Source organism: Hahella chejuensis KCTC 2396, from assembly GCF_000012985.1.
Classification (GTDB): Bacteria; Pseudomonadota; Gammaproteobacteria; order Pseudomonadales; family Oleiphilaceae; genus Hahella; species Hahella chejuensis.
On record NC_007645.1, the window covers coordinates 2,176,562 to 2,201,903 of the forward strand.

Genomic DNA, 25,342 nt, shown 5'->3' on the forward strand with positions numbered 1-25,342 from the left:
GGCTATAAGCCGGCTTTTTGCGCTTAAGGTAAAAGTTTGCTTTCTCGTCAGAGGCGGCTCAAGAAAAGATGCAAAGGAGACTAAATGATGGATGGAGGGCGCAGTGCTTTGATATTGGGGGCGAGTGGTCTTGTCGGGGGGCTATGTCTTCGTCATTTACTTGCATCGGCGCATTACGCGCAAGTGACTGCGGTGGTGCGTCGTCTTATTGAGGTGGATGACTCGAAGCTGACGCAGAAAGTGGTTAATTTTGATCGATTGGAACAGGAGCTGGCGGATACACATACAGACGATGTGTTTTGTTGCTTGGGTTCAACGATGAAAAAGGCGGGTGGTCAGGAGGCGTTTAAGCGGGTCGACTATGAATACCCTGTTGCTGCGGCTCGTGTTATGAGGCGTGGTGGCTCCACTCACTTTTTGCTGGTGTCGGCTCTAGGGGCGTCAGAAAAATCCCTGTTTTTCTACAATCGCGTTAAAGGAAAGACAGAGAGGGCAATACTGGAAGAAGGCTTTCCTTTTGTGACGATCTTCCGGCCCTCTTTGCTGCTCGGTGAGCGCCAAGAGTCGCGATTTTTGGAAGGGGTGGGCGTTAAAGCTGCGGCATGGCTGAATCCCCTTATGCAAGGGCCGCTCAGAAAATATGCCGGACTGGAAGCAAATAAACTGGCGCTTCGTCTGGTCAGGGAGGCGGAAGAAGCTTTAACCCGGAGCAGGCCGTCCATTCTGACGCTTGAGTCCGATGATTTGCAAAGGTCTTTGTGAAAGAAAAGACGACCTCGGCCGTTTAAGTTTTTTGGTAAAAGCCTTTTAATAATGCCCTCTGCACTTTCATAAAAATAGGGAGAACTAATAAGTGAAATATGTCACTCCGGACTTATGCGACGCATATCCACAGTTGGTTAGCGTGGTTGAGCCAATGTTTCAAAATTTCGGCGCCAAAAGCTCATTTGGCGGAGAGATTGTGACGGTTAAGTGTTTTGAGGATAACTCTGTGGTCAAGCAGCAGGTGGATCAACCTGGGCATGGGAAGGTTATGGTAGTGGATGGCGGCGGCTCCAAAAGGGCGGCGCTCTTGGGTGATATGCTGGCGGAAAAAGCGGCGGCCAATGGATGGGAGGGAATTATTATCTACGGATGTATCCGGGATGTAGATGTTATTCGCCAAACGGATCTTGGGGTTCAAGCATTAGGTACTCATCCCATGAAAACGGATAAGAGGGGAATCGGTGACTTGAATGCGGACATTACATTTGGCGGCGTCACATTTAAACCCGGACATTATGTCTACGCAGACAACAATGGCGTGATAGTATCTCCTGAGCCGCTAAGCATGCCCCAAGAGCAATAAACCGCCTGTGGATCGAGTAGGAGGGGGAGTTACCTCCCCCGTCCTCTCACACCACCGGGCATACGGTTCCGTACCACGGCGGTTCATGATTGGCGCTGAAGCCGGTTCATCGTATCCAGCAAGCTTACCAGAGACAGGCGGTCGAACATCCTCTTGGGAAGCGCCGCGTTCATATGGGACGCGCCACTATTCCACCAAGGTCCCCGACCATTGCTTGCGCTACTCCAAGCCCTCTGCTCGGACAGTCCTAGTCGCATTAGATTACGGGCTCGGGTGTAAGTCCGTTTCCACTGTCGCCAGAGCAACAGGCGCAACCGCCGTCGCACCCAGCCATCGAGTCCTTCCACTGGGCGCTTCGAGGTCGTCAGGCGATAGTAGTTCGCCCAGCCCCGGAGTGCCGGATTCAGTCGCGCAATGGTGGTCTGCAGCGGTCGCCCTCGTGATTGTCTGAGCAACTGACGCAGTTTGGCCTGGTAGCGCTTCAGGCTCTTCGGCGCGATCCTCAGCCGTACCTGCTTGCGCCAGCTCACGCTGTAACCCAGATAGCTCCGGCGCCATGGTCGATCCACAGCACTTTTCTCCGCGTTCACTTTCAGGCGAAGGTGCATTTTCAGGTAATGGGTAATGCTAGTCATGACCCGGTGACCGGCCCGCTCGCTTCGGACGTAGATATTGCAGTCGTCCGCGTAGCGGCAGAACCGGTGGCCCCGGCGCTCCAGCTCCCGGTCCAGTTCGGTCAGGAGCACATTAGAGAGCAGAGGTGACAGGGGGCCGCCTTGCGGCGCGCCTTCCCGCCTTGGGCTGACCAGCCCACCGTCCAGCATACCGGCTTGCAGGTATCGGCGGATCAGGGTGAGCATCCGTCGGTCGGCGATGCGGCGGGCCAGCAGGCCCATCAGCACATCGTGGTTGACCCGGTCAAAGAACTGCTCCAGATCCAGATCGACCACCCAGCGGTGACCGTCGTTGATGTGCCGTTGCATCGCCCTAACCGCCTGATGGGCGCTTCGCCCGGGGCGGAACCCGTAACTGTGGTCCGAGAAGATCGGCTCCAGCATCGGGCTCAGCACTTGGTGCAGGGCTTGTTGGATCAGGCGATCCTGTACCGTTGGGATGCCCAGTATCCGTTCTCCGCCTTGCGGTTTGGGGATACTGACCCGGCGTACTGGTTGAGGATGGTAGTCTCCGGCCAACAGCCGCTCTCGCAGCGTTGGCCAATGCTGTTGCAGGTGGCCTTTCAGGGCCGCCACCGGCATCTGATCGACACCGGCGGCGCCCTTGTTGGACATCACCCGCTGATACGCATGCATCAGGTTCGGGCGCTCAAGCACCTGTTCCATCAGCGTATTCGGCTCCGCGTTCGTCCACGAGTGAGCCCCCGTGTCTGCCTCAACACGGGCTTCAGTCTCTGCCGGATACCGTCCGACGTCTCCCTGAATACCCTGACCCATCCGGATCGCTTCTGTCTTCATAAGCACATCACGAGAACTCACCGCCTACTGGCGGTCAACCATGTTCAGTCCTTCAGTACGCGGTAACGCACCTACTATGACCTCGGCTGAGTTCTGGCGCTCCATCCCCACCCCTCACGAGGTGAGTAGCACAACGGCAGAGAACCAGACTTCCCAGGGTAAGACGCGTGACCTTCACACTTATGCCCGCCGCATCTACGTCCACACCTTCCGTGCAAGTACGGGCTTTGACGGTATTTGCCGCCTTACCCAGTGTGGCCGCCTCGTATGCGATTCCTGTTCGTCAGGCCAGTGCTTTGCCTACGGCTTCCTTCAGATTCCACCTCACGATGGACACCCTTGCCGTTCGGCTAGTGGTTCCCCTTGCCGGGCCCACAGGGGACTTGCACCCCCAAGTCATCCGGCCAGCACCACCTGAACCGGAACAGCGCCCGTCAAGGCACTACGCGCCATGCCTGGCGCACAAACAAAAAAGGCGTCGAGCGACGCCTTTCATGGATATCAATTGACGACCTTGGTGATCTCTACGCCAATGATGTACCTGTCCTCAGATACTGGTGTACATCTGATCACTCGGACGATGGTCTCAAAAGAAGGAAATGCTTCGTTAGACGAGGGGAGTGAAGTCTGAAACTCCGCGCCCTCGGCGAACGGTTCTCCAATTTCGATGGACATTCCCGCCCCGCTCAGGTCTTTGCAAACCCCTTTCAAGCTTCTGCCAGTGTCGGCGATAGTCAACACAATTTCTGAGTCGACTTTCATACGGATGAAATCACGTTTCTCGCTGTAATCGCGCATAGTTGTCAGTCTCATCGCGGCCTCACTTATTGTTATTGGGTCCATAGTTTTATACGCTGCTAAAAAGGACCTGTCAAAGCTGGATTTGTTATAAGTTGGCCTATTGGTAGAACATTTGGTATGTGCTATTGAATTAAGGCACTATATATTGATAGCATGAAAACCTTTCCCCCCTTTCAAGCACATCCGCTTCTATTATTCCGGACGCGTTTTCAGCTCACTGTGTTATAAAAATTATAGTGATGAAAGTATCCGGCTATAAAAGGCTTTAAAGAAACAAACGGGCGTTTGTTTCTTTATATATGAAACAGTGTAGCACTCGTCCACAAACATACCGGATGTTCTTGCGGACAAGCTCTGAGGGGGAGTTCTGGGTATGTTACCAGCCGGCTTTCTTCTCTCTCTTGAACATAGGGACGATCAAAGCAATGATGACGCCAAGCAACACCAGTCCTCCGCCTAATAGCATCTTGTCGCGCTCATCGCTGTCTTTCAAACGCAGGTTTTCCGCAGAGAGTAATTCCACTTCGTTTTTCAGCTTCTCATTGCTTTCCCTGAGTTCGCGATTACGGGTATCAAGAGCGATGGCGTTTTCAGAAATACGTTTGATATTGCTAAGTTCCAACTGAAGTTCTTTATTGGACTTTTCCAACTGCTCTCGAGCGCCTCCGAGGTCGGAGTTTTCGCCTTTTACCTGGTTATACTCGTTTTGCAGGTCGTTAAATTTCTGCTGCAATGCGGTATATTGTTGCGTCATTCTGTTGAGCTTATCTCTGGCGACGGGCTCATTTACCAGGAAGCGGGTAGGCAACCAGCCTTCAATGCCTTCAGGGGTGCGGATAAGGCTGTATCCAGACTCCGCATTGGTCTGCAGATGCTCAACCGGCGTGCCGCTTTTTATGCCCTTGTGGACGATACGAAATTCCAGGCCTTGGCCGCTTCTCAACGGAGCGTACATGGTGTCGTCAATATATTTCGTTTCTGCAAAGGCAAATGAGGAAATTAGCAAACCGGCTAATAAAAGCGCTTTTTTTCCCACGTTGTTATTCCTAATCAGTATGCGGTGACATTGTTGGAAAGCCCGGGCGCGTTTGTATCATCGTCTCAATTTGAGTTGACTCTGCTTCCCGCTTTAAATGGCGGCGGCATGAGTCGAATGTTTTTAAACCATATCGACAGGGTAGTGCAAGCGCCCAGAGCGTTTGGTAATTCTCAGGGCAATACTTTTTTGAATGGTTTGACGGTGACTTTTTCGTATACGCCCGCTTTCACATAGGGGTCTGCGTCCGCCCAGGCTTTGGCGTCCTCCAGTGATGGGAACTCCGCTATCACCACGCTGCCGCTGAAGCCGGCAGGTCCCGGATCCATGGCGTCAACATGCGGAGTGGGGCCGGCGAGGATCAGGCGGCCTTGCTGTTTCAGCGTTTCCAGACGCTGCAGGTGGTCTGGTCTTGCCTGCATTCTATTTTCCAGGCTGTTAACTTTATCTTCTGCGTAAATGACGTAGAGCATTGTGCGACTCTTGATTCTTTGAGGTACGTTGGAAGGTTAGTGGTTAATTAAAAGGACTTATTATCGCCATTGCCTGTAGCGCTCTCGGATGGCGCTGGCTCGTCCTCCACCATGTGGCGGCTGATGTAAACGCCCTGCATCAATGCGAAAACCAGGGACAGCCCGAGCATGCCGAATAGCTTGAAATTAACCCACTGCTCTTGAGTGTAGTGGTAGGCGACGTACAGATTGAGCGCCCCCAGCAGGGTATTAAAAATAACCCAGGAATAATTCAGCTTGGACCATGCGTGCTGCGGCAGGCTGATATTGGCTTCCATCATGCGCTGGTATAGGTTCTTTTTGCTCACCCAGCCGCCAATCAGAAATACAACTGCCAGCAGCCAGCAGACAACGCTGGGTTTCCATTTAATGAAAGTGTCGTCTTTAAATAGAATCGTCGCGCCGCCCAGTATTACGACGATAACAAGGGCGAATAAATGCATCTTTTCCACTTTTCGGTATTTAAACCAGGAAAAAGCGACTTGTGCGGCGGTGGCGGGTATGAGCGCGGCGGTGGCGGTTACGATATCGTTAGTCGTTTTATAGACTACAAAAAAAAGAATAATCGGAAAGAAATCAAATAACAGTTTCATAGATTGCCGTGTCGTTTGGCGACGGTCAGCAGGGGCCGTCGGCGTTGTCGTCTCCCGCAATGTCGCAAAGTATAGGCATGCGGAGAACTTTTTTAATTAGAACTTAAATTAGACGAGATGATACTGTATTTTCTACTAGCGTTGTACTTTAGGGTTTTGTAACCATTTATGCAGATTGTCAATCATGAGTTTGATCTTCACTGTCACACCACTGCTTCGGATGGCTCCCGGAGCCCTGCGGAGTTGTTGGAGCTAGCTGTCAGCCGGGGGCTGACGGCATTGGCGATTACTGATCACGATACTGTGGAAGGGGCGCGTTCTTTGATGAATGCCTCGCTGGATAAGAAGCAGGGGATCAGGCTGATTACCGGTGCTGAGTTCTCGTGTCTATGGCAGGGAATGACGCTACATATGCTGGCGTTTGGTTTTGATTTGGATGGAAGTGAAGTCGCAACGCTGTTGGAAAAGCAGAAAGCGCGACGATTGGACCGCGCCAGAGTGATCGCCGATAAACTGGAGAGGAAGCTGAAGATCGCTGACTTGTACGCCAGGGCTGAAACCTATGCGGAAAGCGGCGTGCCGGCACGCCCGCACTTTGCTCAAGCGTTAATGGAAATGGAAGCGGTTGAATCAATTGATGCGGCTTTCAAGAAGTACTTGGGCGCAGGAAAGATTGGCGATGTGAAGTTGTATTGGCCGGATCTGGAAGAAGTCCTCTCCGCAGTGAAGCAAAGTAAGGGATACAGCTCCCTGGCGCACCCTTTCAAGTACAAAATGACCGCCTCGAAACTGCGGCGACTGATGGCGGAAATTAAAGCCTGTGGCGGAGACGCGGTGGAGGTGTCGGCGCCGGACATCAACTCCGGCGAGTTTGGTTGGATTCAGCAGGAGGCCGGAAAGCTCGGACTGGCGCAGTCCGCAGGCAGCGATTATCACGGCGCTATGATGCCATGGCGTCAATTGGGTAGATTCCCCAAATTGGCGCCATCCTTACCCAGTCTCATTGATGTCTTGCTCGCTCGATACTAAATGAACGCTCATGGATAGATGCAAGGTTGTCGGAGACAACGCTTTTGGTTTCAGTATTGGACACATTGAAATTCTGCAAGCGCTACATCAGGCGCTTTCTTCCGCTCGTCACTATATCTTTATTGAAATGTATCTGGTGGATAGGGGGCGGGCTTTTCAATGGGTATATGCGTTACTGGAAGAGGCGTCGAAACGGGGAGTGCAGGTATTTTTGCTGCTGGATGACTTCGGCTCCCGCCCTGTTTTGCGTGACCTCTTTTTGTCTCATGCGTTGCCGGCGAATATTCACGTCGCTGCATACAATCCTATAAGTTATCGACGTTGGACTCGAAACTTCCACAGAGATCACCGCAAGCTGGTGCTGGTTGATGGCGAGGTGGCGTTAGTGGGTGGTTTTGGAGTGACGGACGATTTCTTTCCGCACGCCCCTGATCCCGGCGAACCAGCGCCAGAAGTGACTTGCGAGTCTGTTGAGGGCGTGGCGAAGCCTGCCTGGCTGGACGTAGCTGTAACTATTTCTGGACCGGTTTTGGCGAACTGGGATAGGGGCTTTCGGGAAGTCTGGCGTGAAAGCAGCAAGGTCATGCTTCCATTAAGTCGTAAGGCTATGAAGGCAGGTGATATAGCGGGGCGCGCCGCCTTTGGTTGGGGGTGGCGAAAACAGGATATTGTGCGTGAGTTACTGCATCGCATTAAACGTTCACATGGGAGTTTGCAGATCATCACCCCTTATTTTGTTACGTCTTGGCGGGTTAGGCGCGCTTTACGTTGGGCGGCTCGACAAGGGGTAAAAGTGCAGATTATCGTTCCAGGGTTAACCAGTGATCACCCAGGGGTGACTTATGCCGCGCGGCGTCATTATCGCTCTTTGTTGCGAGCGGGCGTGGAATTGTATGAATACCAGCCGACATTTATCCACGCCAAAGTGTATATATGCGACGACTGGTGTTCAGTTGGTTCGTTCAATCTCGATCATTGGACTTATCGCTGGAACCTGGAAGCGAATCAGGAAGTGTGGGATGCGGAATTCACCGCCCAAGTAGCGGGCTTTTTTGAGCAGTGCCGTAGAAAGAGTCGGTCGGTAACCTTGGGGTCTTTGGATAGAATGGGCTGGTATAGCCGGCTGATGGTCTATTTGATGGGGAAATTGGACGAACTGCTGATTCGTTTTCTAAGGTGACGTAGCCCTCAACAGGGTGTGAGGGCTAATTGGAATCAAGCTTATTGTTTGGCGTGATAGAGAAGGTACAGGTCGGTCAGATTCTCTGGGATCTGGTCCGCCATTTCCGCCATAAGTTTGTCGTTGTGTTTAATGTCCTCGAAGTCTTCATCCTCGAACAACTCAGAGTGCGCCATCATGGGTAACAGTAGTGATGCGACAGCGGCTTCGTCATAGTCGTCAAACCATAATTTCTCATTGCTCAAGAAGCCCTCAATAAATCCGGCGGACCAGTTGGCTAACGCGTCTTCGTCGTCAAAGATTTCTTCAGGTACTGAGACATTTTCTTCGCTGTGAAGTTGTTGTTCGATATGTTTGAACAGCTTCAGAATGGCTTGTTTGATTTCCTCAAGTTCTGGGCTTTCCAGTTGGCAGGAGCCGTCCAGAATAAGGCGTAGCCATTCATTGACGTCTGCGTCCGCCGGGCCGACGGCAAATGCGCTCAAGAGACCATGAATCCCAAATAGATCCAGGTTTTCTTCTTCTTGGTCGTTGTCGAATAACAGTGACTCAAGATGGTCGATTTCCTGGGAAGTAAAGGGAAAAGCTTCGGATTGCATGACGGGTTCCTTAGAGGACGCTTTGAATCAGTCTAATTTATGCCGATAGCGGATGCTACAGCAAAAATGTGAAGTATTAATATCCGCATTTTGCACTGACTTGATCGGCCAGCTTTCGACAACTTTCGGCGCGCGATGGTTGTTGTCAGGGAACAAAAAGCGAGACGCCGACAACTGGCGTTGCGGCCAAGTCGTCGGCGTTGCATTATGCCGGCTGCCGCCGGCTTAGGCTTGTGACGCTTTGCTATCCTGAGACGATGGTTTGTCTTCAGCCTTTACGTCAGCGACAGTCGCCTCAGGGGCGCTGGGAGCGCTCTTGGGAGGTTCAACCTCCTCGCGAGGCTTCTCCGCCGCTGGAGCCTTTTTAGGTTCTGGCTCTTTTGCTTCCATCTTGGGCTCGATGGTTGCAGCCTCGGGAGGCTTGGGAGCCGCAATCTGCTGGGGCGCCAAGGCGCTACTTGCGTCATTGCCGGCTTGAACTTTCTGAGCCTGTATGCGTTTGCGTACTTCTCGAGGATCATTGAAAGCCCGCTTAGGCTCCTCTTCCTCTTGCGCAGCTGTCGCAGCAGGTTTGTCGGAAGGTTTCTTCTCAACAGTTGGTTCCGGCGCTGCTTTGGTTGCGCCTTTATCCGTCGCAGGCGCTGTGTCTGGCTTGTCCTTGGCCTCTGGAGTCGCCTCTTTCTTCGGCTGCTCAATAGCGGACGCCTTAGCTGCGCGTCCCTCTTTCTTGTCTTCCTTGTTTTTGCTTTCCACAGAGGTGTTGCCCATCGCTGGCGCATTTGCTTTCGCTTGTGCGACGGACCTTTCTAACTGGCTTTCTTTGGGCGCCTCCTCTGATTTGGCCTCCGCAGCCTCTCGCTTAGGGCGACGCGCCTTGTTGCGAGGATCGTTGTCCGCCCGGGCTCTACGCGCAGATTTTTCCTGCCCGTCTTCGCCTGCGTTCTGCTGGTTGGCCTCTGCATCATCCTGTTTACGTTGGCGTGAGTCCGCATCGGATTGTTTTGCGGACTGCTCTGATGCACGTTCCTGCGGAGCCTTGCTTTGCTCGGAGGGTTGATGAGGCTGCTTTGCTGTCTGCTGAGCAGGCTCTACGCCTTTTTCTTCCGCTTTGGGCGGCGCCTGGCGTGTGTTGTCAGTGCTTTCTGATTCAGCGATAGCTTCCACGGACTTGTTCCACACTTCTTTGGCGATTTCAGACTTCGCTGGCTCTTCTGCAGCGCTGGCGGCCGCTGCTGTGAGAGCGCGACGTTCCGCTACTTCCTCAACCGCTTTTTCTTGGTCTTCAGGCTTGTCTTGACGTTCAGGTCTGTCCTGACGCTGTGGGCGAGGAACTGGCTTGCCGGAGGAGCGGTCGCGTCGTGGGCGATTAAACTCTGATTTTTCCTGGCTGCCTGAGTCAGCTTTCGCTGATTCGTTGCGGCCTCTTTGGTCGCGCTGGGAGTCGCCCTTACTGGAGTCGCGGTCGCGTTGACGCCTATCTTTCTGTCCGTCGTTTCGCTCATTGCGGCGCTGGTTGCGGTCGTCATTGCGGCCACGGTTGCCGCGGCGGTTATCCTGTCCGCCATCCCGGGATTCAGCTTGACGGGAGTCGCCTTGACGTTGATTGTCGCGCTGCCCGTCCTGACGGTCCCGCACTTTGACTTTTCTGCGGCCGGCGTCTTTGTCTTGGGATGTTTGCGGAGACTCTGCGACAGTGATCTTGAGATCGCTGTCTTTCTTCTCGCCAGAGAACATTTTTGACACTTTCTGACGCAGACGCTTCAGCAGGCCAACTTCCTCACTTGGAGGAGTGGGCGTAGAGCTTGGCACAATAGTTTTCACCGCGGCTTCCTGGCGTACAACTTCTTTGTGCAGCAGGCTTTCAACCGGGTTCTTCTCTTCCATCTCGGGCCTAACGTTGTAGCTGATTTCGCTAACATTGGCGTTATCGTCCCGGATGCGCTGAACTTCGAAGTGAGGGGTGTCCATATGTGAGTTGGGAACCACGATCACTTTTACGCCATGACGCTTTTGCGTTTTGGCTAAGTTCTCACGTTTTTCATTCAGCAGGTATGTGGCGACGCTGATTGGGCAGATTGCGCGGACTTCCGCTGTTCGCTCTTTAAACGCTTCCTCTTCAATCAAGCGCATAACAGAGAGGGCGAGTGATTCTACGCCGCGAATAGAGCCCTGACCTTTACAGCGGGGGCACATTTCATTACGAGTTTCGCCTAGTGATGGGCGCAAGCGCTGGCGTGACATTTCCAATAAGCCGAAGCGGGAAATTTTGCCGATTTGCACGCGGGCGCGATCCAGCTCCAGCGCCTCTTTCAGGCGGTTTTCCACCTCGCGCTGGTTCTTGTTGGGCGTCATGTCGATAAAGTCGATAACAATCAGGCCGCCGATATCGCGCAGGCGCAGCTGGCGTGCGATTTCGTCCGCTGCTTCCAGATTGGTTTGCAGGGCGGTTTCTTCAATGTCGCCCCCTTTGGTGGCGCGAGCAGAGTTGATGTCGATAGAAACCAGCGCTTCGGTAGGATCGATAACGATAGAGCCCCCGGATGGCAGTTTTACTTCTCTCTGGAACGCAGTCTCGATCTGGCTTTCAATCTGGTATCGATTGAATAGCGGAATATCATCCTGGTATAGCTTGATGCGGTTTTCGAAGTTCGGCATCACCGCTTTCACGAAGTTAAGAGCGTCTTGGTGCACTTGTGGGTGGTCGATCAGAACTTCGCCAATATCCTGGCGTAAATAGTCGCGGGTGGCGCGAATCACCACGTTGCTCTCCTGATAGATCAGGAACGGAGCAGGCTTACTATCTGATGCGTGACGTATGGAGTCCCAGAATTGCAGTAGGTAATCCAGGTCTCTTTGCAATTCTTTGGAGGAACGGCCAACGCCTGCGGTGCGAATAATCAGTCCCATATCTTTGGGAACTGTCAGGCCGGACATGGCGTCTTTCAATTGGTCGCGATCATCGCCTTCAATGCGGCGGGAGATGCCGCCAGCGCGAGGGTTGTTTGGCATTAACACCAGGTAACGGCCGGCCAGGCTGATGAACGTCGTCAGCGCTGCGCCCTTATTGCCGCGCTCTTCTTTGTCCACCTGAATGATGATTTCCTGGCCTTCCTGCAGCAAATCCTTGATGTTCATCTTGCCGCCTTTTTGCGGCTGGCTCTTGAAGTATTCGCGGGAGATTTCTTTTAAGGGCAGGAAACCGTGGCGCTCTGCGCCAAAGTCTACGAAGGCGGCCTCAAGGCTGGGCTCTATACGGGTAATCTTGCCTTTGTAGATATTGGATTTTTTTTGCTCGCGGGTGCCGGACTCAATGTCCAGGTCGTACAGTTTTTGTCCGTCTACGAGGGCTACACGCAACTCTTCTGGTTGAGTTGCGTTGATCAACATTCGCTTCATTTATGTTTTTGTCCCACTCAGTGTTCTGTGGGCGCCAAAAACCGCTTAAGCAAGTCGGAACGGTGATGCGTGAGGCCACAGCGGAGGTGTGCTGGTGGACCATGGGATGGAATCATCCGGGTCAACCATAGAGTTACAGATTGTGCCTCTATTGTGCGAGCCGTACATTATCTATGCGTGCGCCGTGTCGTCACTAGTTTTCCACCCTCTTTTATAATCAGAGGATGGGCGGGAGGGGGGTTGTCCCTACCGCGGGAATTCGTTCCGCCTGGATATGCGTCTCTCGGCGCCGTTTTATCGGTTGCCAGTCTGATTACAGCATATAGGCTTGGAGTCAACGCTCGGTTTATAACCCGTGTTCAACTCTGTATAATCTCTTCGCGCCTGATGTTATGTCATCGCTCAGCTATTCGGATGCTAAATGGCCTACCTTTTTCCGCCGAGTTAGCGCCTTGAAAATATAGCAGTTAAACCCCTGGCATTCAATCACGTTTGTTTTGTCCGGTTTTTATTCAAAAATATTTGCGGTTTACGCCAGAGTTAAATATTTGTGACTAAATTAGATAGCGGGGCCGGCGTCGGCGCCCGAGTTGTTACTATCGATAGTGGATCCGATGGGCAGCGCTTGGATAACTTCCTGGTGCGGGAGCTAAAAGGCGTGCCGAAAGGGAAGATATATAAAATAATTCGCAAGGGAGAGGTGCGAATAAATAAGGGGCGCTGCAAGCCTGAGACTAAATTGAAAGATGGGGATCAGGTCCGAATTCCCCCCATTCGCGTATCGGAAGGCGATAGCTTAGAACCAGTTATACCTGCTGGCCTTATAGAGTTGGTCTCTCAGTCTACACTGTTTGAAAATGACGAGCTGCTTATAATAAATAAACCGTGCGGCGTGGCGGTTCATGGCGGTAGCGGCGTCAGCTTTGGCGTCATTGAAATACTTCGCGCCGCGCGCCAGGATATACGTTTTCTTGAATTAGCTCATCGACTTGACCGTGACACATCTGGCGTTTTAGTGCTGGCTAAAAAGCGCCGAGCCTTGGTGCAGTTTCATGATATGTTGAAAACTGGCAGGGTCGAGAAAATTTATCACGCTTGGGTGTGTGGCAAGTGGCCCAAGCATAAGTCAGTTATTACTGCTCCATTGAAAAAGAACGTCCTGCGCTCTGGGGAGCGCATGGTGAATGTCAGTGAGGACGGCAAGCCTAGTGAGACTCGCTTCAGAGTGCTGTATTCCGGGGCGGGGCGAACGTTGGTTGAAGCGCAGCCAATTACGGGTAGAACGCATCAGATTCGAGTGCATGCGAAGTTTGCCGGACATCCTATCATTGGCGATGACAAATACTGCGACTCGGAAACGAATAGGGTCTACCGGGATATGGGTGTTAAAAGGTTGTGCCTGCACGCTTATTCATTGCGCATGAGTTGGCCCGACCGGCCTGAGCAAAAGATCGTATGTGAGTGGGATGAGGATCATTCTCCTGTGCTGAGAAGTTAGCGTCGAAATCATATGTACAAGTTGTTGATATTTGACTGGGATGGGACATTGGCAGACTCCACCTCCCATATCGTGGACTGTCTGGAGGCGGCCAGTAAAAAAATGCAGGTGCCTTTTCCTGGAAGAGAGGCGGCCAAGAATATAATCGGGCTTGGATTGTCTGAGGCGATTATCGAGTTGTTTGGCGTCGAAGATAAGGTTTTTATCGATGGCTTTAGGGAGGCGTATTCGGCGCAATTCCTATTGGCCGAGATAACCCGGAGCGGACTGTATCCGGGCGTTGTTGGTATGTTGAAGAATTTGCGTGAGGCTAAATATCTGACTGCGATCGCCACAGGCAAGAGTCGGCGAGGTATGGATAGGGCGCTTGGTGCGATGGATATGTGCGCGTACTTTGATGCGGTCAGATGTGCGGACGAGACGCGCTCTAAGCCGGACCCGCTCATGCTGCGGGAATTGTTGGAAGAGTTTTCGCTGCTGCCGCATGAAGCAGTGATGGTTGGAGATACGGAGTACGATATGGAGATGGCTATGCGGTTGGGTATGGATCGTATAGCGATGTCTCACGGCGCTCATCAAGTTTCCCGGTTGCAAAAATATCAGCCGGTAGCGGTCGCGGATAATGTGGCTGAATTGCAGAAACTGTTTCTGTGATGGCCTTGTAGTTGTGACCATGGATGTTAAGACCAAGCTAGCAGGTGTGTAATAACGAATATGTTTGAAAATTCTGAAGATAAAGCGGCGCGGGAATCTTCTGGGCGGCCAGGGGATCAAAAAGAGTGGCGTCTTATTGAAAAAATGGTGATGAGCTCTCTCAATGAACAGCGCAAAGCGCGTCGTTGGGGGATCTTTTTTAAATCGCTGACCTTTTTATACCTGTTTTTTATTGTGATTGCCCTCAGTCCTGGTGTGGGTAAGAACGTTGCTGCGCGTACAGAGCCTCATACGGCGGTTATTGAGGTGAATGGCGTTATCGCTGCCTCCGAGGAAGCTAATGCGGACGCCATTGTGTCTGCGTTGCGGGATGCATTCGAAGAAGAGTCGGCCAAGGCTGTTATCTTGCGTATTAACAGTCCGGGCGGAAGTCCGGTTCAGGCGGGCTATGTCTATGATGAGATTGGACGTCTGAAAGGTGAATATCCTGATAAGAAAGTGTATGCAGTGATTATGGATATTGGCGCCAGCGGGGCTTATTACATCGCGGCCGCAGCAGATGAAATTTATGCGGATAAGGCTAGTCTTGTGGGCTCGATTGGCGTGACCGCATCCGGTTTTGGGTTTGTTGATGCGATGGATAAGCTGGGTGTCGAGCGCCGAATATTCACTGCGGGTGAGCATAAGTCCTTTCTTGATCCATTTGTGCCAGTAAAAGAGGATGAGCGCGAGCTGTGGCAGGGTGTGCTGAATACAACTCATAAGCAGTTCATTGAGCAGGTTGAAAAAGGCCGGGGTGATCGCATTCATAAAGATAATCCGTTGTTATATTCCGGTATGATCTGGAGTGGCGAGCAAGCTTTAGGTTTGGGTCTGATTGATGGCTTGGGCAGCTCTGGTTTTGTGGCTAGAGAGGTCGTGAAAGTGGAAAAGCTTATTAACTACACGCCTAAGCGCAATCCGTTTGATGAGTTGCTAGGAAAATTGGGAGTGAGTGTTGGAAAAGGGGTTGCTCAGGCTGTGCTGGGCTCGGGGCCTCAGCTTCAGTAATCTGTTGGTCAAGGGCTTTGTCTGGGGAGCTTGAAGGCTGCGATGAAGGGTTACGGAATGCGTAACCCTTCTTTTTTTAGTAGGGTGATAAGTTCGATTAGCGGAAGGCCGATGAGAGTGTTGGGGTCCTTTCCTTCGATTTTCTCAAATAAGCTAATTCCCAGGCCTTCAACTTTGAAGCTGCCGACGCAGTCATAAGGCTTTTCGAGCTCGATGTAGCGTTCAATTTCCTCTCGGGATAAGTCTCTAAAATAAACGGTTTGCCAGTCAACGCACGTTCTTGTGGTGTTGAGTCTGGTGTTAATTAGCGCCAGCCCGCTATAAAAGGTCACGGATTCGCCCGAGCAGGCGGCCAGCTGTTTAATGGCTGTGGCCTTGTCGCCTGGCTTCCTGAGTAGCAGTCCATTAAGTGCGGCAGTTTGGTCGGAGCCGATGATCAGATGATCTGGAAACTGCTCTCGGAGGCTTTCCGCCTTTTCTTTGGCGAAGTTGATGGCGATATCTCTGGGGGCGAGGCTTGTTGGCGTTATTTGTTCGTCAAAGTATGGCGCGGCTTGCTGGAAATTGAGATTTAGCTTTTGCAACAGTGCGGCCCGATAAGGAGAAGTTGAGCCTAATATAATAGAAGGATGTGGGCTTTTATTTGTCATCTCTGGGATTGGAATTCTGTTTGAAAGAGAGTGAAAGATCGTTTCGCGACTCTTTTATCGCTTTAATTCCGTGATTTTGCAATCATCTCTTTGACTTTGTTTGGGCGCATCACTAGAATTGCGCGCTTATGAAAAAGCCTGGTATTCCGGAATTGGTAGATCCCTATAAATTGTGTGAGAAAGAACTCACGCTTGAGGGGATCATTTTGGCTAAAACACTCCCAAGATATGCGGATCAGCTGGCGGGTGGCGCAACTGATGATGATCAGGTTAAGGCGTCAGCCCGGTTTAAGCGAGATGAGCAGGGCTCCAGAGTGGCGTATGTTGCATACTCTACTTTGGCGAGATTGACCTGTCAGCGTTGTTTGGGAGAAGTTGGGCTGAAGATTGACGGTGAAACTACCTTCGCCTTTTTAGGTTCCGAATCTGAGTTAGATCAGTTACCGCGTTCCTATGAGCCAGTGCTTATGGAAGGGAGCGAGGTTAACCTGCTCCAGGCAATTGAAGACGAACTGCTGCTGAGTTTGCCCATGTTTGCTTATCATGAGGATGAGCGCTGTAGCGGTGAGTTAAACGAAATTAAGGGGCAGGCGTCCGAGATAAAGGCTGATAATCCTTTCTCGGTGCTGGGCGACCTGTTAAAAAAGTAGACCTGTTTTTTTAGTTTTTAGCGAAAGAGCTAGCTCAGGAGAATTGCAATGGCTGTTCAACAGAATCGTAAATCCCGTTCACGTCGCGGCATGCGTCGTTCACATGATGCATTGTCTTCAGCGGCGTTGTCCATCGACCCGACTACTGGCGAAAAGCATCGTCGTCACCACGTTACTCCAGACGGATTCTACCGTGGCAAGAAAGTGGTTGAGGTTTCTCAGGACTAAGAAGCCCTGTCTTGGAACGCAATATAACAGTTGCGGTCGATACGATGAGTGGGGACTTCGGTCCCTCCATCGTGATTCCTGCTGCATTAAAATGCATCAAAAATAATCCCTTCGTAAGTTTGATTTTAGTTGGTGATGAAGCCGAGCTACGAAGTCTGCTTCGCAATCAGCCTACTTCTCCCCGTATTTCAATTGTTCATGCTCCTGATGTTGTCCGAATGGATGACCGGCCCAGTCATGCGCTCAGAAAAAAGCAGCAGTCGTCTATGGCTGTGGCGTTGTCTTTGGTTCGGCAAAAGGCGGCTCACGCCTGTGTGAGTGCGGGTAATACCGGGGCTTTGATGTTGCTGGCCAGGTCAATACTAAAAACGCATCCAGGGGTGGACCGTCCCGCCATTGTGAAGCGTATTCCTTCTCCTAAAAATCGTTGCTATGTATTGGATCTGGGCGCCAACGTTGATTGCACGGCAGAGCATCTATACCAGTTCGCTCTTATGGGGTCCGCCCTGGTTGAGGCGTTGGAAGGAAAGCCTGAGCCAAGGGTGGCGCTTTTAAATGTGGGGGAAGAGGAAATCAAAGGAAATGAGCAGGTGCGGTTGGCTTCGCGTATGTTGGCGGAGTGTGAGTCGGTTAACTACATTGGCTACGTAGAGGGTGGGGATATATTTAAAACCATTGCTGACGTGGTTGTGTGTGACGGTTTTGTTGGTAATGTCGCTCTGAAAGCTGGCGAAGGGGTGGTTGAGCTGATGATCGGCATGGTCAAGAGCATGTTTAATCGTAACTGGTATAGTCGTTTGGTTGGTTATGCGGCATTGCCAATGTTGCGTAAACTGCGTGATTTGGTGGATCCGTCTCGCCATAACGGTGCAAGTCTAATTGGGCTTCAGGCGACCGTGATTAAGAGTCATGGCAATGCGCAGGAAACCGGGTTTCTCAGTGCTCTGGAGCAGGCTATTTTTGAGGCGCAGAAAGGTGTGCCTGAAATGATAAACTCGCGCCTTGATGAGCTTATATGACGCTCTGATGCAAGTTGTAATACAACTTTGATCTAATTACTCCGTTTAACTGTATTTGAGTATTCTAAGCCGATGAACATTGCTATCTTATTTCCAGGGCAAGGGTCGCAAAGCATTGGGATGTTATCTGATCTCAATCAGGCGTATCCATTGATTGCCGAAACATTTCAGGAGGCGTCCGACGCCTTGGGTTATGACCTCTGGTCGTTGACTCAAAACGGGCCCGAAGATCAACTCAACAAAACCGAAATTACGCAACCTGCTATCTTGACCGCCAGTATCGCGCTGTGGCGGCTGTATCAGCAGAAAGTGAATCCGTCCGTCGCTTTTATGGCGGGCCATAGTCTTGGTGAATATAGCGCTTTGGTCGCAGCTGGCGTCATTGGGCTGCAAGAAGCTGTGAAGTTGGTTCAGTTGCGTGGGCAACTTATGCAGAAGTCTGTCGAAGGGCGGGCGACGGCGATGGCGGCGATTCTGGGCTTGGGTGACCAATCCGTAATTGACGGTTGCCGAGAAGCGGCTGCAGGAGAGTGCGTTGAGGCTGTGAATTTCAACTGCCCAGGACAAGTGGTTATAGCAGGAGCGGAGTCTGCTGTAGAAAGGGCTATTGTGGCGCTTAAGGAGAAAGGTGCGAAGCGTGCTTTGAAGTTGGCTGTAAGCGTGCCCTCCCATTGTGCGTTGATGAAGCCTGCGGCGGAGCAGTTGGCGGAGCATATCGGCTCTATGGCGTTTGACAAGCCATCTACACCTGTTGTCCAGAACGTGGGGGCGAGGTCTGTCGATGATCTTGCTGAACTCAAAGACAATCTGATCAAACAATTATTTTCTCCTGTGTTGTGGACGCAGAGCGTCCAGCATATCAGCGAGAAAGGCGTGGACAGCTATGTAGAATGCGGTCCAGGTAAAGTCTTGGCGGGTCTGGTTAAGAAGATTGATCGCGCCGCTTCAATTCAATCGCTATCAGACGCAGAAGTCTGGAACGCGTTATAGAAGGACTCCCATGATGGATAAAGTAGCCTTGGTGACCGGTGCTTCCAGAGGTATCGGCAGCGCCATTGCGGACTCGTTGGCGAAGGCGGGCTATATCACAATTGGTACAGCCACCTCAGAATCCGGCGCGGCGGCGATTACCGAGCGCCTGAGCACTATCGGTAAGGGTGTGGGTAAAGTGCTGGATGTGTCTTCGGAAGAATCTATTGCACAATGCCTCAAGTCTATTGAAGAAGAATTTGGCGCTCCGGCTGTGTTGATCAATAATGCAGGCATTACCCGGGATACCTTAATCATGCGCATGAAAGATGAGGATTGGGATCAGGTGGTGCAAACCAACTTGAGCTCGGTTTTTCGCATGAGCAAGCTGGTAGTGAAAAGCATGATGAAGGCGCGCTGGGGTAGAATTATTAACATTAGCTCCGTGGTCGCTTCGATGGGGAATGCTGGGCAGGTTAACTATGCTGCAGCCAAGGCCGGAATTGAAGGATTTACACGCTCTCTGGCAAAAGAAATTGGCGCCAGGGGGATTACGGTGAACGCCATTGCGCCTGGTTTTATCGAAACGGATATGACCAGCGAGTTGCCCGAAGCCCAGAAAGAGGCTCTTTTGGGCGCTATTCCCTTGCAGCGCCTTGGTAAGCCATCTGAAATTGCTGAAGTAGCTTCATTTTTGGTTTCTGACGCCGCCGGCTATATTACCGGTGAGACCATTCATGTAAACGGCGGCATGTATATGGGTTAAGTTTGCGCTGCCGCGCTATACGGTGCGTGAACTTTAGCTTGATTAATTAAATAGGGTTCAACTAGACTAGCACGCGATTAAGTGCTTGGTTATGAAATAAGAGTGAGGAAATTATGAGTACTGTCGAAGAGCGCGTTAAGAAGATTGTTTGTGAGCAGTTGGGAGTTAAAGAAGGCGACGTTCAACTGACTTCCAAGTTCGTTGAAGATCTCGGTGCTGACTCTCTGGATACTGTAGAGCTGGTAATGGCGCTTGAAGAAGAATTCGAGACCGAAATCCCAGACGAAGAAGCAGAGAAGATCACAACTGTTCAAGACGCTATCGACTACATCTTGGCTAATCAATAAGAAGTAACCTTCTCAGACCAAGCCAAAGAACCGCTCGCAGGTAGACCTTGCGGGCGGTTTTTTGCTTTTTTGGGGGGGGGATTTTTTAGGGTTGATGCATGTATCTGTTAAATGGCGAAAAAGCGGAACATATATCGATCGCCGATCGAGGGTTAGCCTACGGAGATGGTCTTTTTGAGACTATTCTTGTGGTAGATGGTAGCCCTATTTTGTGGAATGAACACTTGGCGCGTTTGCGACTGGGGTGTGAGCTATTGCGAATACCTTATGACGTGGACGGCGATTCTTTGCTGGAGCGATTGGCTGAGCTACTGGCTGGGAATAAGGAGATGAGCGCCCGATATGTGCTGAAGATTATCTTAACCCGTGGAAGTGGTGGAAGAGGGTATGCGCTACCCGAGCCGCACCGGCCGGTTGAGATAATGGGGTTGTTTGCTGCGCCAGATGTGGTCTCGATTCAGGCTCAGGGAGGCAGTGTGCGGACTCTAGAGTCGCAGGCTGCGGAGTATGGGGCATACGCAGGGCTTAAGCACCTTAATCGTCTTGAGCAAGTTATGGCGGCTATCGAGCTTGATGGGCAATCTTTCGAGGGGCTGATGTTTGATGGCTCGGGGTGTTTGGTTGAGGGAACTCGTACAAATATCTTTCTCTGGGACGAGGAGAAAATCTTCACGCCGACATTGGCGAAATCGGGGGTGAAGGGAGTGCTGAGACAATATATTCTTAACAACGCTCCTGAGTGGGGTTTGCGTATTGATGAAGCGGATATTGCTCGGGCAAAATTAAAGAAAATCAAGGGGATGGCTTTAGTCAACAGTGTGATGGGAGTTATTCCGGTTAATCAATTAGATGGTAAATTACTGAATATTGACTGTGTCATCAAAGAACTCCAAGAAAAAGTCCACAAACAAATCCCGTTTTAGCTTGAGAAAGTTTGTTCTCAAGATCTTTCTGGCTGTATTTCTTCTCTCATTGGCGGTTATTGTCGGCGCATACTATTACGGGCGTTATATGTTATCGCAGCCTTTGCCGGTGGCCGTCACTATTACGATTGAAGTCAAGCGCGGCGACTCTTTGCGGAAAGTCGCCGATAGGATGGCTGAGCAGGGCGTGCTGGAGAGTGCTGAATGGTTTTATTGGTATGGGCGGCTTAGTCGAAAGGATAAGCAGATAGTTGCCGGTGAGTACCTGCTAGAGCCTGGTAAAAATGCCATTGAACTGTTCACTTTGCTGACTTCCGGCGACACTCTGAACTATGCGCTCACAATCATCGAGGGTTGGAATCTGAGAGATGTGCTGCGTGAGTTGGAAAATCATCCGAAGCTGGAAATAACCATTGATTCACAGGACCCGGCGCAACTCGCCAAGTTGCTGGGCATGAACTATCCGCATGCGGAAGGTCTTCTGTTCCCAGACACGTACTTTTATAAGAAAGGGACTCGCGATATAGATTTACTGACCACGGCTCATCGCCGGATGGTCCGTATTCTGGAGAATGAGTGGTCTCGCAAGAGCGCCTGGAGTGCGGCGGCGACTCCCTATGAAGCGCTGATACTGGCCTCGATCGTCGAAAAAGAAACTAGCGTGGATAGTGAGAGAGGACGAATCTCCGGAGTATTTACTTTACGGTTGGATAAAGGGATGCGTCTGCAGACCGATCCCACTGTGATTTATGGTATGGGTGATAAATACGAGGGTAATCTGCGTCGCAAGGATTTGCGTGAAGCGACGGCATACAATACCTATGTCATAAAAGGTTTGCCGCCTACGCCGATCGCTATGCCGGGGCGCGCCTCCATTCATGCAGCGTTGAATCCTGAGAAGACGGGGGATCTATACTTTGTGGCGCGTGGTGACGGTACCCATGAGTTCTCTAAAACACATGAGGCGCATGTGAAAGCGGTCAGGAAGTACCAGCTGCGCCGCAGAGACGACTATCGTTCAACGCAGTGATCGAGCGTTGAAGACGGGCGTGCTACATTGGGTTTAAGTTCGAGTAATTTAATGGGGTAAGCGTTGAAGAAAGGGTTGTTTATTACCGTTGAAGGTATCGAGGGAGCGGGTAAGACCACTAACCTCAACTTTATTCGTTCTATTTTAGAGGAGAGCGGAGAGGAAGTGGTGATGACTCGTGAGCCTGGCGGTACCCCAATGGCGGAAGAAGTTAGAGAGTTGTTGTTACGGCCTCGCGAAGAAGCGGTTTCGTCTACGGCTGAACTGCTGCTCATGTTTGCCGCGCGGGCTCAACATCTGGAGCAAAAGATTAAGCCAACCATTGAGCGGGGCGTTCATGTGCTGAGCGACCGATTTACCGATGCGACCTATGCATATCAAGGTGGCGGGCGTGGTTTGTCCTGGGCGATGATTCAAGACCTTGAAAAGTTAGTGCAGGCGGGCTTTAAGCCGGATCTTACTTTGCTATTGCGCATTGATCCTGAAACTGGGATGGCAAGGGCGAGAAAGCGTGGCGCCTTGGATCGTTTTGAGCGGGAGAAGCTGGAGTTTTATTTCTGTGTTCAGGAAGGTTATATGAAGAGAGTGGCTGAGGATCCGGAGCGCTTTTTGGTTGTGGATGCGCAACAATCGTTAGAAGAAGTACAGGCGGCGATTGCTCAGGGGTTGGCGGCGAAGTTGGCTGGTTAGCCGTATGCTTGAGCCTTGAGTGGCAAGTGATAAAAAACGCCCCGCATTTGCGGGGCGTTTTTTCTTAGGCTTCGGCTTTCGCGTTAGCTGCTTTCTCGGTATATGCATCCATCTTGTCGAAGTTCAGGTAGCGGTAAATGTCGCCAGCCATGCTGTCGATATTCTTTGCATAATCCATGTACTCTTCAACAGAAGGCAGGCGGCCCAATACTGCGCCGACAGCCGCCAGTTCCGCGGAAGTCAGATAGACATTGGCCCCATCGCCCAAACGGTTGGGGAAGTTACGGGTGGATGTAGACAGTACGGTTACGCCAGGAGCTACGCGAGCCTGGTTGCCCATGCAGAGTGAGCAGCCAGGCATTTCTGTGCGTACGCCATTGCGTCCGTAAATGTTGTAGTAACCTTCTTCCATCAGCTGCGCCTGATCCATTTTGGTGGGCGGAGACATCCAGAATCGGGTCTTCAGTGCGTCTTTGTTTTGCTCCAGTAGCTTTCCAGCCGCGCGGAAATGACCAATGTTGGTCATACAGGAGCCGATGAAGACTTCATCCACTTTGTCGCCCGCTACTTCTGACAGCTTCTTGGCGTCGTCTGGATCGTTGGGGCAGCAAACGATAGGCTCTTTGATTTCATCCATATCGATTTCGATAATGGCGGCGTACTCGGCGTCGGAGTCAGCGCGCATCAGGCTTGGGTTGGTCAGCCATTCTTCCATGGCTTTGGCGCGGCGTTCGATAGTGCGAACGTCTCCGTAGCCTTCAGCGATCATCCAGCGCAGCATGACAATGTTAGAGCGCAGGTATTCGGCGACAGAATCTTCAGACAAGGTGATGGTGCAGCCCGCAGCGGAGCGTTCCGCTGATGCGTCGGAAAGCTCGAATGCTTGCTCGACAGTCAGGCTTTCCAAACCTTCTATTTCCAGTACGCGGCCGGAGAAGATGTTTTTCTTCCCTTTCTTTTCAACGGTCAGCAGGCCTTGCTGGATCGCGTAGTAAGGGATGGCGTGAACCAAGTCGCGCAGGGTGATGCCGGACTGCATTTTGCCCTTAAAGCGGACCAGTACTGACTCCGGCATGTCCAGAGGCATAACGCCAGTGGCTGCGGCGAAAGCGACCAGGCCTGAGCCTGCTGGGAAAGAGATACCCATGGGGAAGCGGGTGTGGGAGTCGCCGCCGGTGCCGACAGTGTCAGGCAGCAGCATGCGGTTCAGCCAGCTGTGAATGATGCCGTCGCCAGGGCGCAATGCTACACCGCCGCGGTTCATGATGAAGTCTGGCAGAGAGTGTTGCATTTCTACGTCAACCGGCTTGGGGTAAGCAGCGGTGTGACAGAATGACTGCATAACCAAGTCGGCGGAGAAGCCCAGGCACGCCAAGTCTTTCAGCTCATCGCGAGTCATCGGGCCGGTGGTGTCCTGAGAGCCGACAGTGGTCATACGAGGCTCGCAGTATTGGCCGGGGCGCACACCTTCAACGCCACAGGCTTTGCCGACCATTTTCTGGGCCAGGGTGAAGCCTTTGCCGGAATCGTTGGCGGCTTGTGGGCGACGGAATACATCGGATGGCGCCAGGCCCATTGCTTCGCGAGCCTTATCGGTCAAACCGCGGCCGATAATCAGGGGGATGCGTCCGCCTGCGCGAACTTCGTCCAGCAGGACGTCGGATTTCAGTTCAAATTCGCCGATGACTTCGCCGGTTTCATGATTCTTGACCTTGCCTTCGAAGGGCAGGATTTCGATGACGTCGCCCATGTTCATTTGGGAAACGTCGCACTCAAAAGGCAGAGCGCCGGCATCTTCCATCGTGTTGAAGAAGATGGGCGCGATTTTGCCGCCAATACAGATGCCGCCAGTGCGCTTGTTGGGTACGCCTGGCATATCGCGGCCAATGTACCAAAGTACTGAGTTGGTGGCGGATTTTCTAGAAGAGCCGGTGCCGACTACGTCGCCGACAAACGCGACTTCGTGGCCTTTTTTCTTCAGTTCTTCGATTTGCTGCTCGGCATTGGTAATGCCTTCGCGAGGCATTTTGTACATCGCTTTGGCATGCAGAGGGATGTCTGGACGCGACCAGGCGTCAGGCGCAGGAGACAGGTCGTCAGTGTTGGTTTCGCCTGTTACTTTGAAAACAGTGGCGACAATGCTCTTAGGTACTTCAGGCTTTTGCAGGAACCATTCTGCGTTGGCCCAGGATTCCATGACCGCCTTCGCGTTGGCGTTGCCGGCGTCCGCTTTTTCTTTGATGTCATGGAAAGTGTCGAAAACCAGAAGCGTAGACTTAAGTTGCTCGGCGACGAGCTGGCCAAGAGAGGCGTCGTCCAGCAGTTCAACCAATGTGGAGATGTTGTAGCCACCCTGCATCATGCCTAACAATTGAACGGCTTTTTCCTTGGAGATCAGGGGGGATTGGGCTTCGCCTTTAACGACGGCGGTAAGGAAGCCGGCTTTAACGTATGCCGCTTCATCTACGCCGGGGGGCACGCGATTTTCCAACAAGTCTACTAGCGTTTCTTCCTCACCGGCTGGGGGGGCTTTCAGTAGCTCCACCAACCCTGCCATTTGCTCTGCGTTAAGTGGCTTGGGTGGGACGCCTAGTTCGGCTCGTTCTTCAACGTGTTTACGATATGCTTCTAGCACGGTAGAACCCTCATCATTTCCTGTATCCGCCCTTATGGGGCGGTGTTTTTGATTGGGCGAGAGGTTACTTCGCTCCATATATAAAGACGCAATATTCTATGCCAATGATAGTGCAAAGTTAAGCAAACGCCCTATCAGCCCGGTTGATAGTCGATATAAATTTGAAAAATGTAGCCATTGGTCGTAATAAACTTTCGTGAATGTAGGAAGGTGAGCGGCTCATTGAAAATGGCGTCGGTGATGAGCAGGAGTGGGCAGGGATATGGG

Annotated in this window: 25 protein-coding genes; 16 read left to right on the plus strand and 9 right to left on the minus strand. The window is 51.9% G+C overall.

Annotation, left to right across the window (positions count from 1 at the left end):
• Window positions 1-84 precede the first annotated feature (84 nt).
• Window positions 85-762, plus strand: coding sequence for an NAD(P)H-binding protein (locus HCH_RS09650; protein WP_083769744.1), 678 nt, complete (start codon window positions 85-87; stop codon window positions 760-762).
• A gap of 91 nt (window positions 763-853) precedes the next feature.
• Window positions 854-1,348 (plus strand): ribonuclease E activity regulator RraA, encoded by a 495-nt coding sequence (rraA, locus tag HCH_RS09655; RefSeq protein ID WP_011396025.1) that lies wholly within the window; start codon window positions 854-856, stop codon window positions 1,346-1,348.
• Window positions 1,349-1,431: 83 nt separating this feature from the next.
• Here the strand turns inward: rraA and ltrA are convergent, their stop codons facing one another.
• From ltrA to HCH_RS09680, 5 genes are all read right to left on the minus strand, one after another.
• Window positions 1,432-2,820 (minus strand): group II intron reverse transcriptase/maturase, encoded by a 1,389-nt coding sequence (gene ltrA / locus HCH_RS09660; protein ID WP_011395787.1) that lies wholly within the window; start codon window positions 2,818-2,820, stop codon window positions 1,432-1,434.
• Between the two features lie 501 nt (window positions 2,821-3,321).
• Window positions 3,322-3,633, minus strand: coding sequence for a PilZ domain-containing protein (locus HCH_RS09665; RefSeq protein ID WP_238384984.1), 312 nt, complete (start codon window positions 3,631-3,633; stop codon window positions 3,322-3,324).
• Window positions 3,634-3,997: 364 nt separating this feature from the next.
• Window positions 3,998-4,657 (minus strand): TIGR04211 family SH3 domain-containing protein, encoded by a 660-nt coding sequence (locus HCH_RS09670; RefSeq protein WP_011396027.1) that lies wholly within the window; start codon window positions 4,655-4,657, stop codon window positions 3,998-4,000.
• Window positions 4,658-4,830: 173 nt separating this feature from the next.
• A complete protein-coding gene (locus HCH_RS09675; protein WP_011396028.1) occupies window positions 4,831-5,130 on the minus strand; it encodes a YciI family protein in 300 nt (99 codons plus the stop codon).
• A gap of 47 nt (window positions 5,131-5,177) precedes the next feature.
• Entirely contained in the window at window positions 5,178-5,762 is a 585-nt protein-coding gene (locus tag HCH_RS09680; protein WP_011396029.1) for a septation protein A, read from the minus strand.
• Between the two features lie 168 nt (window positions 5,763-5,930).
• Here HCH_RS09680 and HCH_RS09685 point away from each other — a divergent pair, with 168 nt between their 5' ends.
• Both HCH_RS09685 and HCH_RS09690 read left to right on the plus strand, forming a co-directional pair.
• Window positions 5,931-6,791: a PHP domain-containing protein gene (locus HCH_RS09685; RefSeq protein ID WP_011396030.1), complete on the plus strand. Its 861-nt coding sequence runs from the start codon at window positions 5,931-5,933 to the stop codon at window positions 6,789-6,791.
• A gap of 10 nt (window positions 6,792-6,801) precedes the next feature.
• Window positions 6,802-7,971 carry a phospholipase D-like domain-containing protein gene (locus HCH_RS09690; protein WP_011396031.1) on the plus strand — a complete coding sequence of 390 codons (1,170 nt, stop codon included), beginning with the start codon at window positions 6,802-6,804 and terminating at the stop codon, window positions 7,969-7,971.
• A 41-nt stretch (window positions 7,972-8,012) separates the two neighbouring features.
• Here the strand turns inward: HCH_RS09690 and HCH_RS09695 are convergent, their stop codons facing one another.
• Together HCH_RS09695 and rne are read right to left on the minus strand one after the other, a co-directional pair.
• On the minus strand, window positions 8,013-8,570 hold the full coding sequence (locus HCH_RS09695) for a YecA family protein (RefSeq protein ID WP_011396032.1): 558 nt from the start codon (window positions 8,568-8,570) through the stop codon (window positions 8,013-8,015).
• Between the two features lie 225 nt (window positions 8,571-8,795).
• Window positions 8,796-11,966 (minus strand): ribonuclease E, encoded by a 3,171-nt coding sequence (gene rne / locus HCH_RS09700; RefSeq protein WP_011396034.1) that lies wholly within the window; start codon window positions 11,964-11,966, stop codon window positions 8,796-8,798.
• Between the two features lie 550 nt (window positions 11,967-12,516).
• On the opposite strand from rne, the gene HCH_RS09705 reads away from it, so the two are divergent.
• From HCH_RS09705 to HCH_RS09715, 3 genes are read left to right on the plus strand one after another with little or no spacing between them, the layout of a single operon-like run.
• A complete protein-coding gene (locus tag HCH_RS09705) occupies window positions 12,517-13,464 on the plus strand; it encodes an RluA family pseudouridine synthase (protein WP_011396035.1) in 948 nt (315 codons plus the stop codon).
• A gap of 12 nt (window positions 13,465-13,476) precedes the next feature.
• Window positions 13,477-14,118 carry an HAD family hydrolase gene (locus tag HCH_RS09710; RefSeq protein ID WP_011396036.1) on the plus strand — a complete coding sequence of 214 codons (642 nt, stop codon included), beginning with the start codon at window positions 13,477-13,479 and terminating at the stop codon, window positions 14,116-14,118.
• A 60-nt stretch (window positions 14,119-14,178) separates the two neighbouring features.
• Window positions 14,179-15,168 carry a S49 family peptidase gene (locus tag HCH_RS09715; protein ID WP_011396037.1) on the plus strand — a complete coding sequence of 330 codons (990 nt, stop codon included), beginning with the start codon at window positions 14,179-14,181 and terminating at the stop codon, window positions 15,166-15,168.
• A 50-nt stretch (window positions 15,169-15,218) separates the two neighbouring features.
• Here the strand turns inward: HCH_RS09715 and HCH_RS09720 are convergent, their stop codons facing one another.
• Window positions 15,219-15,818, minus strand: coding sequence for a Maf family protein (locus HCH_RS09720; protein WP_011396038.1), 600 nt, complete (start codon window positions 15,816-15,818; stop codon window positions 15,219-15,221).
• Between the two features lie 128 nt (window positions 15,819-15,946).
• Between HCH_RS09720 and HCH_RS09725 the strand changes: the two genes are divergently transcribed.
• The 9 genes from HCH_RS09725 (at window position 15,947) to tmk (ending at window position 22,440) form a co-directional block, all read left to right on the plus strand.
• A complete protein-coding gene (locus HCH_RS09725; protein ID WP_011396040.1) occupies window positions 15,947-16,468 on the plus strand; it encodes a YceD family protein in 522 nt (173 codons plus the stop codon).
• 48 nt (window positions 16,469-16,516) lie between these two features.
• Window positions 16,517-16,696, plus strand: coding sequence for a 50S ribosomal protein L32 (gene rpmF / locus HCH_RS09730; protein ID WP_011396041.1), 180 nt, complete (start codon window positions 16,517-16,519; stop codon window positions 16,694-16,696).
• Window positions 16,697-16,707: 11 nt separating this feature from the next.
• Window positions 16,708-17,715, plus strand: a complete 1,008-nt coding sequence (plsX, locus tag HCH_RS09735) for a phosphate acyltransferase PlsX (protein WP_085944395.1) — start codon at window positions 16,708-16,710, stop codon at window positions 17,713-17,715.
• A 72-nt stretch (window positions 17,716-17,787) separates the two neighbouring features.
• Window positions 17,788-18,705, plus strand: coding sequence for an ACP S-malonyltransferase (fabD, locus tag HCH_RS09740; RefSeq protein WP_011396043.1), 918 nt, complete (start codon window positions 17,788-17,790; stop codon window positions 18,703-18,705).
• 10 nt (window positions 18,706-18,715) lie between these two features.
• Window positions 18,716-19,450 (plus strand): 3-oxoacyl-ACP reductase FabG, encoded by a 735-nt coding sequence (gene fabG, locus HCH_RS09745; protein ID WP_011396044.1) that lies wholly within the window; start codon window positions 18,716-18,718, stop codon window positions 19,448-19,450.
• 113 nt (window positions 19,451-19,563) lie between these two features.
• Complete coding sequence (acpP, locus tag HCH_RS09750) at window positions 19,564-19,797, plus strand: acyl carrier protein (RefSeq protein WP_011396045.1); 234 nt, start codon at window positions 19,564-19,566, stop codon at window positions 19,795-19,797.
• A gap of 98 nt (window positions 19,798-19,895) precedes the next feature.
• Entirely contained in the window at window positions 19,896-20,720 is an 825-nt protein-coding gene (gene pabC, locus HCH_RS09755) for an aminodeoxychorismate lyase (RefSeq protein ID WP_011396046.1), read from the plus strand.
• Window position 20,721: 1 nt separating this feature from the next.
• A complete protein-coding gene (gene mltG, locus HCH_RS09760; RefSeq protein ID WP_011396047.1) occupies window positions 20,722-21,750 on the plus strand; it encodes an endolytic transglycosylase MltG in 1,029 nt (342 codons plus the stop codon).
• 63 nt (window positions 21,751-21,813) lie between these two features.
• Complete coding sequence (tmk, locus tag HCH_RS09765) at window positions 21,814-22,440, plus strand: dTMP kinase (protein WP_011396048.1); 627 nt, start codon at window positions 21,814-21,816, stop codon at window positions 22,438-22,440.
• A gap of 64 nt (window positions 22,441-22,504) precedes the next feature.
• Here tmk and acnB read toward each other — a convergent pair whose 3' ends face one another.
• On the minus strand, window positions 22,505-25,075 hold the full coding sequence (acnB, locus tag HCH_RS09770) for a bifunctional aconitate hydratase 2/2-methylisocitrate dehydratase (RefSeq protein ID WP_041598554.1): 2,571 nt from the start codon (window positions 25,073-25,075) through the stop codon (window positions 22,505-22,507).
• Between the last annotated feature and the right edge of the window lie 267 nt (window positions 25,076-25,342).